Annotated in this window: 8 protein-coding genes; 1 reads left to right on the top strand and 7 read right to left on the bottom strand. The window is 35.1% G+C overall.

Annotated features, from left to right (window positions below; translation table 11 throughout):
• Positions 1 to 118: 118 nt before the first annotated feature.
• The 5 genes from R6X41_RS01285 to R6X41_RS01265 form a co-directional block, all read right to left on the bottom strand.
• On the bottom strand, positions 119 to 1,096 hold the full coding sequence (locus tag R6X41_RS01285) for a ThuA domain-containing protein (RefSeq protein WP_318496846.1): 978 nt from the start codon (positions 1,094 to 1,096) through the stop codon (positions 119 to 121).
• A 15-nt stretch (positions 1,097 to 1,111) separates the two neighbouring features.
• On the bottom strand, positions 1,112 to 2,164 hold the full coding sequence (locus tag R6X41_RS01280) for a sugar phosphate isomerase/epimerase family protein (RefSeq protein ID WP_318496845.1): 1,053 nt from the start codon (positions 2,162 to 2,164) through the stop codon (positions 1,112 to 1,114).
• Positions 2,165 to 2,294: 130 nt separating this feature from the next.
• The gene (locus R6X41_RS01275; protein WP_318496844.1) at positions 2,295 to 3,443 is read right to left on the bottom strand and encodes a Gfo/Idh/MocA family protein; all 1,149 of its coding nucleotides are present in this window, start codon (positions 3,441 to 3,443) and stop codon (positions 2,295 to 2,297) included.
• 6 nt (positions 3,444 to 3,449) lie between these two features.
• On the bottom strand, positions 3,450 to 4,622 hold the full coding sequence (locus R6X41_RS01270) for an MFS transporter (protein ID WP_318496843.1): 1,173 nt from the start codon (positions 4,620 to 4,622) through the stop codon (positions 3,450 to 3,452).
• Positions 4,623 to 4,811: 189 nt separating this feature from the next.
• A complete protein-coding gene (locus R6X41_RS01265) occupies positions 4,812 to 5,843 on the bottom strand; it encodes a helix-turn-helix transcriptional regulator (RefSeq protein ID WP_318496842.1) in 1,032 nt (343 codons plus the stop codon).
• 213 nt (positions 5,844 to 6,056) lie between these two features.
• Between R6X41_RS01265 and R6X41_RS01260 the strand changes: the two genes are divergently transcribed.
• The gene (locus R6X41_RS01260; protein WP_318496841.1) at positions 6,057 to 8,879 is read left to right on the top strand and encodes a TonB-dependent receptor; all 2,823 of its coding nucleotides are present in this window, start codon (positions 6,057 to 6,059) and stop codon (positions 8,877 to 8,879) included.
• Positions 8,880 to 9,293: 414 nt separating this feature from the next.
• On the opposite strand, the gene R6X41_RS01255 is transcribed toward R6X41_RS01260, so the two are convergent.
• Positions 9,294 to 11,525, bottom strand: coding sequence for a DUF7133 domain-containing protein (locus R6X41_RS01255; protein ID WP_318496840.1), 2,232 nt, complete (start codon positions 11,523 to 11,525; stop codon positions 9,294 to 9,296).
• A gap of 445 nt (positions 11,526 to 11,970) precedes the next feature.
• A complete protein-coding gene (locus tag R6X41_RS01250) occupies positions 11,971 to 13,563 on the bottom strand; it encodes an NADP-dependent glyceraldehyde-3-phosphate dehydrogenase (RefSeq protein ID WP_318496839.1) in 1,593 nt (530 codons plus the stop codon).
• Positions 13,564 to 13,612: the final 49 nt, after the last annotated feature.

Here is a 13,612-nt window from a genome sequence, read left to right as displayed (position 1 = left end):
AATAATTCAAAATTTAATACATAAACTACATTATAGAAAATAAAAACCCTCTAAAACATTCAATTTTAGAGGATTCGTAATATATCGTAAATTTTATATACAACCTATACCATATAGATTACTCTTTATAAGTAAAACTACGTTTAGAGACTTCTGTTGTCGTTGGAAAATCACTTGGAATTTCTATTTGAGTCACTTCTCCTGTTGCAGCCCATTCAACACCTCTAATTAAAAGTGTAATAAATCCAACAGATTCTAAAGCATCGACATCATGACCTAAAGTGGTATGAAAGATTCTTCCTTTTTTATAATCTATAGTCATAACCACAGGTTCTTTTTGTTCTAAAGTCGGATCTTTTAATGTCGTTACAGCCGTAGACAGTATAGTAACATTATTTGCAGGCCCTCTTAGTAAAGCATAACATTCATCGTTTGCATGTAACCACTCCTTAGGCAAACCATTAGTAATGGGATGTTCTTCATTGTATGTTGTTACTACAAAATCTTCGCGCTTTCCATGTTTCCCTCCAGGTCCTGGGGTATAATCTTTTTTAGGCTTATTGTTTTCATCAATATATAAATAAGGCCCATCTTTTTCTGTACGATTGCCCCATCCGCCAATACCAATCATTTCATTGTAAGCGACCCAATTAGGAAAAGAATTATCTGCCGCGTGTACACTTACAAAACCTCCGCCGTTAGCGATATATTTTTCGAAATTTTGTTGTGTTTTTTCCGGCCAAGGAGCAGCGTTATATCCGAAATTAGAAATAACAACATCATATTTTGAAAATTTAGGATTGAAATCAGGGTCTGTTTTTGGCTCACCTTCTACACCAGATTGCACATCGGCATAGGCCAACCAACCTTTATATTTCTCACTTTTGTATAAAAACTTTGTTCGTGCAATATCAACAGTAAACATTCCTGTTTCCTCTAAATATTGTTTCATCATAATAGTGGACTTTGGCCACACATCATGATTATTCTGCCCATCAACAATGAGTACTTTTATTTTGCGATTCGGTTCATTAATACCATACGATTGTGACATAACACAAAGACTAAAAAGCAATAAAACGATATGTTTTTTCATAATACACTGAATAAATTAAATTCCTAAAATACTTTTTAAATACTTTTCATCAGGTTTCGCTCCTGCAAAATCATCGAAACTACGCTCTGCAGCTTCAATAATATGTTTCTGAATAAATGGAGCACCTTCTCTTGCGCCCTGATCTGACGATTTTATACAACACTCCCATTCCATAACAGCCCAAACATCGCAATCGTATTTTGTTAATTTTGTAAAAATACTTTTGAAATCAACCTGACCATCACCTAAAGATCTAAAGCGACCTGCGCGGTCTTGCCAATCGGAATATCCGCCATAAACACCTTGTTTACCTGACATATTAAATTCGGCATCTTTTACATGAAACGACTTAATGCGTTCGTGATAATAATCGATGAATTTTAAATAATCTAACTGCTGAAGCACAAAATGACTAGGATCGTAAAGAATATTAGCGCGTTTATGATTTCCTGTTGCTTCTAAAAAACGCTCGAACGTCACCCCATCGTGTAAGTCTTCACCCGGATGAAGTTCATAACAAACATCCACACCTTGTTCATCAAAATGATTTAAAATAGGCAACCAACGTTTTGCTAATTCTTCAAATCCCATTTCTACTAAACCTTGCGGACGTTGAGGCCACGGATATACGGTATGCCATAATAAGGCTCCAGAAAATGTCGCATGAGATTTTAATCCTAAACGACCACTGGCCGTTCCTGATTTTTTAACAAAATCTATAGCCCATTCTGTTCTGGCTTTTGGATTATTTTTATAAGCATCGGGGGCGAAACCATCAAACATGGTATTGTACGCTGGGTTTACAGCAACCAATTGCCCTTGTAAATGTGTTGATAATTCTGTAATTTCTAAACCATAAGAATTTACTTTTCCTTTAAGCTCATCACAATACGTCTGACTTTCTGCAGCCTTTTCAATATCGATTAATCCGGTTTCCCAGGTTGGAATCTGAATCCCTTTATAACCTAGATCTGCCGACCATTTACATAAATTATCTAAAGTATTGAATGGCGCTTCACTTCCTGCGAATTGTGCTAAAAATATTGCGGGTCCTTTTATTGTTTTCATATTTTATCTTGTATTTTTTTGGCGTTACCCAAGGGTCAGGCTTTCTCTACTCGCTCCCTTCCGTTGGTCGGGGAGCTCAAACATACCGTTCAATCCTTAACGCAGCATCCGCCAATAGTAGTTTATAACGTTATTCCATTTTTGTCCAAGCTGCATTATTCTTATCACTTTCTACAGCGGCATATATAAATTGCATGCCACGAATACCATCTTTAGCGGTTGGATAATCCGGTTTCTCAATAGTTTCACCCTCTAAAACAGCCATAACATGCGTTGCAAAATTTTTATAAATAGTCGCAAAAGCTTCTAAATACCCTTCCGGATGTCCTGCTGGAATACGCGATACGTTTAGAGCTTCTTCGTATAAATCATTTCCATTTGGCGTAAATACTTTTACAGGTTCTTCAAGCCAATGTGTAATTAATTGATTTGGATTTTCCTGTTGCCACTCCAAACTTCCTTTTTCACCATAGACTTTAATCGCTAAATTATTCTCTTCGCCTAATGCTATTTGCGAAATAGACATAGTACCATTTGCACCATTATTCATCCGAAGTAATAAATTTCCATCATCGTCTAAAACACGTCCTTCTCCAAAAGTCCCTAAATCGGCTGCAAGTTCTTCAATTTCTAATCCGGTAATATATTCAGCTAAATTTCCGGCATGTGTACCAATATCTCCTAAAGCACCACCAATACCAGATTTCGTAGGATCTACACGCCAAGAGGCCTGTTTCTGTCCTGTTTGTTCCACTGCTGTAGACAACCACCCTTGAAGATATTGTACTTGTATTTTTCTAATTTTTCCTAAATCGCCTTTAGTAACCATAGCTCTCGCCTGTTTTACCATAGCATATCCCGTATAATTATGTGTAAGCGCGAAAAGTTTACCGCTTTTTTCAATTATAGTTTCTAACGCAATGGCTTCATCTAAAGTTAACGTCATTGGCTTATCGCATACCACATTAAAACCATGTTCTAACGCTAGTTTTGCAGGTGCAAAATGCATGTGATTTGGTGTAACTATAGACACAAAATCCATACGTTCGCCTTCAGGTAATTCTTTTTCTTTAAGAATCATCTCTTCAAAACTACCGTAACATCTATCTTCTGGAAGATATAATGCTTTTCCAGACGCTTTTGATTTTTCTGCATTACTACTAAAAGCTCCACAAACCAAATCAATCATTCCATCAATAGCCGCAGCTTTTCTATGTACATCTCCAATAAATGATCCGGTTCCGCCACCAATCATTCCCATTCTTAATTTTCTTGCCATAATAAATTATGCTTGTTCTATTTTATTTCGTTTTTTCATGTAAATATTCAATCCTAAAAATGCTACAATTAAAATAGCAGGTAAAATTGACATTGTTCTTAAGGCTTCTACAGCATTAGCATCGTCCATTAACTTTCCCATAATTGGCAATACTAATGACACCGAAAACATTCCTGCTCCACCCATTATTGAAAGCCCTAAAGCTCCAGTCTCAGGTAAATATTCTGCTACAAAACCTAACATTGTTGGCCAGAAAAATGTAACGCCAACTGCAAAAACTGCTGCTGCTACAAACGTCATTCCTCCTGTAGTTATGGTTAACAACCACAAACCGATAAACGTAAAAATTGCAGAATATAATAACATCCCCGAAGGTTGTAATTTATGAACAACCGGTCCTGCAAACAGTCGACCTAATGCCATAATTCCATTTATAAATGCTAAGACCAAGAGCGGCACAGCTACCGATTCTTTTAAAAGTGATTCTATACGTTGCGTAGTTCCTAACTCTGATGCCGCAGTTAACAACATACAAAACACCATAAAAAGGAACAATGGATTACCTATACTTTTAAACATTTTTTTATTGCTAACTCCCATTTGAACACGCTCGGTTACTGGAAATTTTTGTCCGTAAAATAATGCGGCATATAACACTAATGGAATAAATAAAGTACCCACCATGATTTGCCAACTTAAGCCTAAAACATCCATAATTAACCAGCCCACAATGGAACCAATAACGATTCCTCCAGGAAACCAAACATGAAATCTGTTTAGCATTTTTGTTTTTTCGTTGGTATACATTGAAGCAATCATAGGGTTTAGTGCTGCTTCTACCATACCATTACCAATACCAACAAATAGAGTTGCGAGAAATAAAGACGTCATAGAATCGGCCATAATAGTCCAAACTATTCCAACTGTATGCATAATAAAGGCGATCCACGTAATTTTTTTAATGCCGAGAAAATCTACAAGTGGTCCTCCAAAAATCATGGCTAGCGTAAATCCAAAAAAAGCAGGTGTAAAAGCATATCCTATTTGTTCTAGCGTTAATCCCACACCTTCAGGTCCAAAAACGGTTTCTAATCGTGCGCGAATAGCAAAGGTCATGGCCGTTGTAATCAAGGCCAAACAACTCCCCAGAAAGAGTCGATTCTTATTAATGTTTTCCATTTTAAAAATTAGTTACGGTGGTTTGTTTGTAAAAAATTAGAAGAATAATTTTTTACAAACATCCAATAACATCAACACGAAATGGTGTGCATTTAAAAAATTGGAAATAAAACTATTTTAATAATTTCTATCTAGTGAAAATAGAACATAGATTCTGAAAAGAGGTGTATATTTATTCAGTGAAATATTTTAAACACATTCCGTGTTTTCTACGACGTACTTTAACCTATAGACATTAGGCGAACATTTTTCATGTTTTTTAAATACGGTAGCGAAGTATTGACTTGTTGCAAAACCACAAGTATACGCAATATCAGCAATGGTTAACTCGTTATTTTCTTGAAGAATTTTTTTAGACAAATCTAGACGCTTCATAGTTAAATAACGCATAGGCGTTACATTTGTTAAACGTTTACAATGATGCGTAAATCGTGTAACTCCAACACCTGCAGACTCAGCCATAAGTTCTACTGTCCAATTTTCGGATAAATTATTCACTAATTCGTCTAAAAAGAATTTCACACTTCGAGAACTATCCGTTAATTTCTCATCTAAAACAACATCATCGGTATTTAATAAGTCCAGCAATAAAATCAATAGATAATTAATTAATAACCTAATTCTAGAGGCATTACTACCATTATCGTCCGTATCAATCGCTTTATTAATGCGAACAAAACAATCTCTTACCTTTTGATCGGTTTTCCAAATGGATTTTTCATTCTGTCTCAAAATTGCAGTCAACCGATGTAAATCTTTCGGCACCAAAGTAATCCACTCCGGCCAAACCCATTCTTGATGCGGCCTACGAACCCCTAAATCGATAATTACCCAATAAAATTTTCCCATACCAATATGCGGATTCCCAACTTTATGAGCTTCCCAAGGGCGTGTTATTGTTAAATGATTTGGTGTAAGTAAAACTTCCTTATTTTCCTGAGAGTAAGGCATACTACCAGATTCTAGGAAATGAAATTCGAGCCCTTCATTTCGGTGCCAATCTAAACCCCAATCTTGTGGTTCGTTGGCATCCCAATATCCAATACTATTAAGACCTAAAGTATTTTCGTCCAGTCTGTCGCCAGGATACGTATGTCTAGCTAGTGCTTTAAATTTTATCTTTTTTCGATAAAAAGCATCAATTAATGGCAAACAAGTATCGGCATGATATACAACGCCGTAAGCTTCATAAGGCTCGATATTTATTTTGTTTACTTTCACTGAAATTATTTAAACATAAGGACTACGCAAAATACATCTTTTTTGCTAATTAAAAATTTTCGTTACGTTAAAATCAGAAATAGCTATTCCAAACTCTTTAGTTAACTGAAACTGTATGAATTCTTTCAGTGACTTTATATAAACAGAAATACTCGCTAATTTTATAAATTTGTGTTTAATTACAACAAATGACCTTTTTTTACGCCCTAAATTATGAATACATTTAAATGTCTAGTATCTTTTTTGATGCTAACTCAAACATTTTTAATACACGCCCAATCTTCAATAAGCGGAACTGTTTCAGATGTCAAGAACCACCCCATACCAGATGCTACAGTAATTATAAATGCCACACCAAACATATACAGCATAACAGATTCTGAAGGCAAATTTACTCTTAATCGTATTCCTTCGGGAAATTATACTTTAAACATTTCCCACTTAGGCTTTAAACCCATTAAAGACAAAATTGAGATTGGAACAGACAATTTGGTCTTTTCGTTCATATTAGAACCCGATTTACTGAACTTACACACCGTAATAATAACTGGAAATTTCACTCCTAGGGATCAGCTAGAAACTAGCGCTTCAGTAAGCATACTAGATTCTAAACAAATACAGCAAGTGTATCCGAGAGGCACTGCCAATTTACTTAAAAACATACCTGGTACCTTTGCAGATGCATCGGCTGGAGAAGTGTTTGCTAAAGTATATACACGCGGAATTTCTGCTTCTGCTGAAGATGATATGGGTTGGTATTACGTCTCTTTACAAGAAGACGGACTACCTGTTAGCCTAGTACAACACTCGTATTACAACCCAGGTATTTTTAATCGTGTAGATTTAACAACGGCTAAAGTTGAAGCCTTAAACGGCGGGAGCTCGTCTATAGCCGCTATGAATGCTCCTGGTGGTATCTATAATTTTATCTCTAGAAATTCTACGGAAGAATTAAATGGTGAAATTCAACTTCAGACTGGTATCCAAGGTGAAGGCAATATGCTATATAGAATAGATGGCGTTTTAGGTGGCGCATTAGGTAACAATTGGTTTTTTAATGCTGGCGGACATTACAAATATGATGATGGTGCAAGAAACACCGATTTTCCATTTAGTAAAGGTGGGCAGTATAAATTTAACCTTACCAAAGAAAACTCTCGTGGGTATTTTAAACTTTACGGAAAATATCTTAACGATTATACGAACAGATATAACGGTGTTGCTGCTACTGATTGGGAAAATCCGACAGCAGCTTATGGACAAGACTTTAATTCGACCGCTTTATTAATGCCTAGCTTTAATTCTAAAATTCCTGATGGTCGCTATCTTGCAGAAGGTGGTACAAATAACTTCAATCCATCTAATGGAGTTCATGCTACAGATCTTGCTATTGGATTCGATTTATTACAAAATTTAGGTAATGATTGGTCTATTACAAACAATATGAAGTTTTCTTCAAAAAGTGCGAATTGGCAAACTGCCATAAGCAATGCATTTGTTTCTATTAGCGACCCAACAGCCTATTATTTGGTAAGCAACGGAAATCCTTTTCCTGTTGGCCAAATTGTTTTTAGAAATGCAAACTCAGGAACAGAGTTAGCTAGAATAGATAATAGCGGTATTTTTACTGGTGATCCAGCGCAATATTTAACCGATGGCACATTACCAAATGATGCTATTATGGGAACATCTACTTGGTATAAGGATAACGAAGCCAATGAATTTATGCAACAATTAACCCTAACAAAAACATGGAATACTAACGCGTTGAATTTAGGTTTTTCAACTGGCTTCTCAGACACATCTGTATTTACACAAGGAAGTTTTGCTTTTTCGACTTACGAAAATAATCCGCAGATGTTACAGGTTACTTTAGAAAACCCGGGAGAGCCTGTTATGGCATTATCCGACGAATATGGCGTCAGTAATTATGGCGCCTTATTTTTTACAAATAGTCGTGCTAAAATTAGTCAGATAGCAGCTTATGTAAATGATCGCTGGGAAATTTCAGATCATTTACAACTGGATTTAGGGCTTCGTTTTGAATCGATTACCCAAAAAGGAAGTAACGATCGCTATGCTCCGTTTACACAAAATGGTGGTTTAGATCAGAACGAAAATACAGCTTACGACAATAATATTTTAGCCCCAACCGGAGAGCAAGACACTTTTAATTACAACTATAGTTATTGGTCTTATTCCTTAGGCTTAAATTATAGATTGACTGATGATGCATCCTTGTTCGGGCGATTATCAAAAGGAAATAAAGCTCCAGAATTAAACTACTATTTTAATAATTTCGCAAATGTACCCATCAACCAAGCTGGTGAAATTCAAAAAATAAATCAGGTTGAAATTGGTCTAAAATCTATTCTCAAGGATTTTTCTTTTACTAGCACTTTATTTTGGAGTAAGTTAAGCAATATTGGCAGCTCTAATTTTGAATTTGATGGCGACACTAGCAGTATTTTCTATACACCTATTCAGTACAACTCATCGCAAACTTTAGGTTTAGAATGGGAAACCGTATACACACCCTTCCAAAATTTTGCATTTAGATTTAATGGGGTTTTACAAAACCCAAAAGCGACTGAATGGACTGTTTACGATGCAGGTGGAACAGTAGACAGCACCGATGATACGACTACAGATTACTCTGGAAACATATTGCCCTTTAATCCGAAACTCATGTTTAATTTCGCTATTGAATTTAATAGAAACAAAGTATCCTCATTTATAAAATGGCGCTATATAGGAAAACGTCAGGCCAATGTTGCCAATGCTTTTCAACTTGATGCATACAGTATTTTTGATGCTGGTTTCGGATATATTATAACTAAAAATTTAAGTGCCAATCTATTAATGACTAACCTTTTTAACTCTTATGGTTTTGCGAATTTCATGGGAGCTAACACATTTGGAGCTAATGCTAATGGTGTAACTACAGATTTTATTAATAACAACCCTGATGCTAGCTTTATAGTTATTCCTATTTTACCACGAGCGACTTTACTTCAGTTAAATTATATATTTTAAGACAATCGAGTCCTAACCGATTAATCTCTTTAAAAAAAAGCGTGACGCTGCTGACTTTATGGAATTACTTGTGCTGAGGGAGGTACTTTTTCTACATAAGCTGAATTTTGTTTTTTGGGTTGGCCTATCGAAAATTTATCGTGAAATTTGAAGAGAAAGTATCGTAAAATTTAAAGCTGTTTGAGCCAAACGTATGTTTCTATATTGCTGATCTTTAGTAGCGAGTTCTTTAAATTTAGATAGTGAACGAAAAATTTAGATAAAAGTTCGTAAGCCTAGATTTTTTTGGTTCGTTTTTTTATTAATGAAAAAAATGAACATATAATTATATTTAGGACACGATTAGTTTTAAGAGTGACATTAAACAAAAAAAGTTGGATTTTCCTCCAACTTTTTTTGTAAATATATTCTAAATTACTTTTCGTTTTCCAGTTCTTCTAAAGTCCAGTAATCTACGCGATCTTTAGATTCAGCTCTTGCTTCCCTTACTACTCTTTTGTGAACAGAACTTTCATCATTCATCGCTCTAACATAACTTAAAACGTTAGCGATCCATTCGTCACTATTTGTGTCAAGTGCCATCATTATACCATAATCAACACCATCAATAGGACCAACGAGACCATTTAATAAAATTTTACTCAGTCTCTTCTTATCCCCAATTACACGTTCACTACCTATTAAAGAAGGCGCTATAAAAACACCATCTTCTGTCCCTATACCTTTTAAATCTGCTCCATGACAGGTAATACACAATTGCTTGTAGGAATCGTAACCTTTATAAATACTTTTCTTTTCATTAACATCTCTAGCCGAAATTCTATTTTTTAATTGCTCTAGTTCAGAATCATCTTTCTTCAAACTTTCTGTTACAGAATGTGAAATAATTTCATGATCTGCATATTCAATATTAATTGCATTTAATATTTCAGTTGCTTTTTCATCCTTACTATATCGTAAACTTAAAGCTATCTGATTTACAACATCTACATCAGGATCAGAAGTTAAATTTTCTAAATTCAAAAGAATATCTGCATCACCTGCTTTTAAGAAGCTTTCACTTAACCTAATAGCAGTCACTCGTACCCTTGGATCTTCGTCTGATAATTTTTCTACAATTAATGTTTTATCAACATTGCCCAAACCTTCTAAAGTCCATAATGCAGTTACACGCTCAATACCAAAATCTTGATCACTATTAAACCAGCCATCCCAAAACGATTCGTTATCTCTTGCCAAAGCTTGTAATTCTGGAATTACAGATTGATCGTCTTTTAATATGATTAATTTCTGAGCTGTATTTCTATACCAACCATTTGGATGCCCTAAATATTCAATAAGTTCTGAAGCCTGTTTCCCTATAAGATTAGGTTTGCCATCTGGCTCAATATCTTCGTGAACAATTCGGTAAATTCGTCCTTTCCCAATATTTTTATCTAAGCCTTTACGCACAATTACGGGACGCAAAGTACTTCCTTCTCTCGTCCAATTACTCTCTTGAATAATTCCGCGATACATATCGACTACGTACAATGCACCATCTGGTCCTGTTTTAGCTTGTGTAGGTCTGAAATTTAAATCTGTAGATGCCATAAATTCGGCTTGGTCGTAAGCATTATACAACACACGTTTTCCATCTTCCACCTTAACTTTAGCGCGACGAATTAAACGTCCAACGGGTTCTGGTATAAATAAATCACCATAAGTTGAAGGTGGTAATTTATGTCCTTTAAAAATTTCCTGACCCGCGACACCGGTGAAGTGATTCAACGTATTATCTTCACGTAATCGTTTTGGACCACCCTCTACATCTGGAGTTCCAACAATTGGCCACGGTTCCATAAAATCTTCTGAAAGACGCCCCTCAGGATTATAATCTCCATAAACAGCTGGTTGCTGAAATCCGTAAGCCGGGTTTTCGCTACCTGCTGAAGAGTAGTACATCACACCCATATCGTCTTGCGTTAATCCCCATTGACCGCTAGGCATATTATCTAAAGAATCTACAATAACTTCATTCTTTTTAAATTTGAAACGTACCGGATTGTAAGTGGTGTACACCCAATTATCCAAATTCCAAATTAATCCACTTTGCTGATGTTCTAAATTTCCACCACGACGATCTGGATTATAGTATACACGCTCTTTTTTATCGGCAACACCATCTCCATCGGTATCTTTATAACTCCATAAATCGTATGAATAGGTTTCGTTTACAATTAACTCATTTTCTAACGGAAGAATCATTCTTGGTAGCATTAAGCTATCAATAAACACCGTGCTTTTATCCATTACACCATCGCCATCTAAATCTTCTAATAATTTAATTTTACTTACAGGTAGGTTGGTTCCAGTACCATCAACATCCTGCATATAGGTATTCATTTCGGCCACATACATACGTCCGTTTCCATCCCAAGCTATAGTAATTGGCTCGTCAATCATAGGCTCGCTTGCAACAAGTTCGACCTTGTAACCTTCGGGTAAATAAAAGGTTTTTAAACTCTCCTCTGGAGATAGAAAATCGGCAGCTGCCTCTCTAACTATTTCTGGCTTTTCGTATATTTTATCGACATATTCTTTTTTCTTACAGTTAAAAAAAGATAATAAAACAAGAAGTGAAACGCTAATTTTTTTAATTCTCATGTAATAGTTTGTTTGTTTGTTTGTTTGTTTGTTTGTTTGTTTGTTTGTTTATAAAAAATACAGGAATTAACTTCCTAATGCATCACGATTATAATAAAGATAAATCTCTGTAATTTACTACTAATTTTAAGGATTTATCTGGCCTAATACATTAAACAACCTCATTTCTACTGTTTTGACAGTAACTTAAAAGACGCTTTATAGCTTAGTCAATTTTTTGGTTAGAAGAATTGAGGTTAACCAATCATTAAAATAATGGTCCAAAAATCTTCTTCCTATTTAAGATGATATTTTCGTTTAAATTACACCACTACAGTTTATGGCAAAACCAAATATATACATATAAAGGCTTATAATAGTACAGAATTTTTCAGTGAAGAAAATTGTACTATTATAAGCCTTTATATAAAAGTGTTTTTAATAAAAAATTATAAGTGTTACCTACTTATAATATATAATCGGTACTGATAAAATTAGATGCTTTGGTATCAAGCAGCTCATTTAAAATAGCATTATTATAAGTATTATCTTTTGAAGCTACAAACGTTCTAATAGAGAATGATCTTAAAGCATCGTGTACACTTAATGTTCCTACAGCAGAATCTTTACGTCCTGTAAACGGGTATACATCCGGTCCACGTTGGCATGAACTGTTTAAGTTAACACGGCATACTAAATTCACTAATGTATCTATTAAGGGTGCTAATGTTTTTACATTCTGACCAAAGACACTTACTTGTTGACCATAATTAGATTCTGCCATATCATGTAATGGCTCTTGTATATCTTTAAAAGGCAAAATAGGAACTACAGGTCCAAATTGTTCTTCTTGGAATACACGCATGTCTTTGTTCACAGGGTATAGCACGGCAGGAAAGATATAATTCTCGGTTGTTCTTCCTCCTTTTTCATTTAAAATAGTTGCGCCTTTTTCTAAAGCATCATCTATTAATTCTTGAATATAGGCTGGTTTTCCTGGTTCAGGAAGCGGTGTTAATTTTGCTCCTTTATCCCACGGATTACCAAATTGAAGCGCATCTACTCTAGCAGCGAAACGTTTATTAAACTCTTCGATAATATTTTCGTGTACGTACAATATTTTCAATGCTGTACAACGTTGCCCGTTAAAAGACAATGTTCCAGCAATACATTCATCTATGGTTAAATCTAAATCTGCATCCTGTAAAACAATTGCTGGGTTTTTAGCTTCTAAACCTAAAACTAAACGCAATCTGTTTTGTCTTGGATGACTTTCTTGAAGTGCATTTGCAGATGTACTATTTCCTATTAAAGCAAGAACATCTACATTTCCCGTTTCCATTATTGGCGTTGCAACTACACGGCCTCGACCATAAATAATATTTACAACACCTGTAGGAAAACTATTTTGAAACGCTTCTAACAATGGCGTCATTAATAACACACCATGTTTTGCGGGTTTAAAGATTACTGTATTTCCCATAATAATGGCAGGGATTAACAGCGCAAACGTTTCATTTAATGGGTAATTATAAGGCCCTAAACACAATACAACACCTAAAGCACCACGTCTGATATGTGCATAAACACCATCGTGTTTTTCGAATTTTGCACTATCTCGATCTAATTGTTTGTATTCTTCTAGGGTATCGTAAATATAATCTACTGTTCTATCAAACTCCTTTTCAGAATCTGGCAGACTTTTACCAATTTCCCACATTAGTAATTTCACAACTTCTTCTCGCTTGGTTTTCATTTGTTCTACAAACTTTTCCATGCAAGCGATACGATCGATTACCTTCATTGTTGGCCATTCTCCTTGCCCTTTTCCGTAGGCTTCACTCGCGGCATTTAAAGCTTCTAAAGCTTGTTCTTTTCCTAATTGCGGAATTTTACCAAGTAGTGTTGGCTTATATTCTGGAGTTGATGAAATTGAAGAATATACATTTGCTGTATCTCCAGTCCATTTTTTCAATTCTCCTCCTACTAAATATGTATTTTGATTAATTTGATTTGTAATTTTATATTGATCCGGAATCTCTAAAAAAGATGTGTGCATAATATAATTTTGAATTTACAGTTAGAATTTAAATATACCGTTTTAATCG

This window comes from Formosa sejongensis (genome assembly GCF_033447105.1).
In the GTDB taxonomy this organism is placed as follows: domain Bacteria; phylum Bacteroidota; class Bacteroidia; order Flavobacteriales; family Flavobacteriaceae; genus Formosa.
Note: the sequence above shows the minus strand (reverse complement) of the source record. Positions and strands in the feature narration are given on the sequence as shown.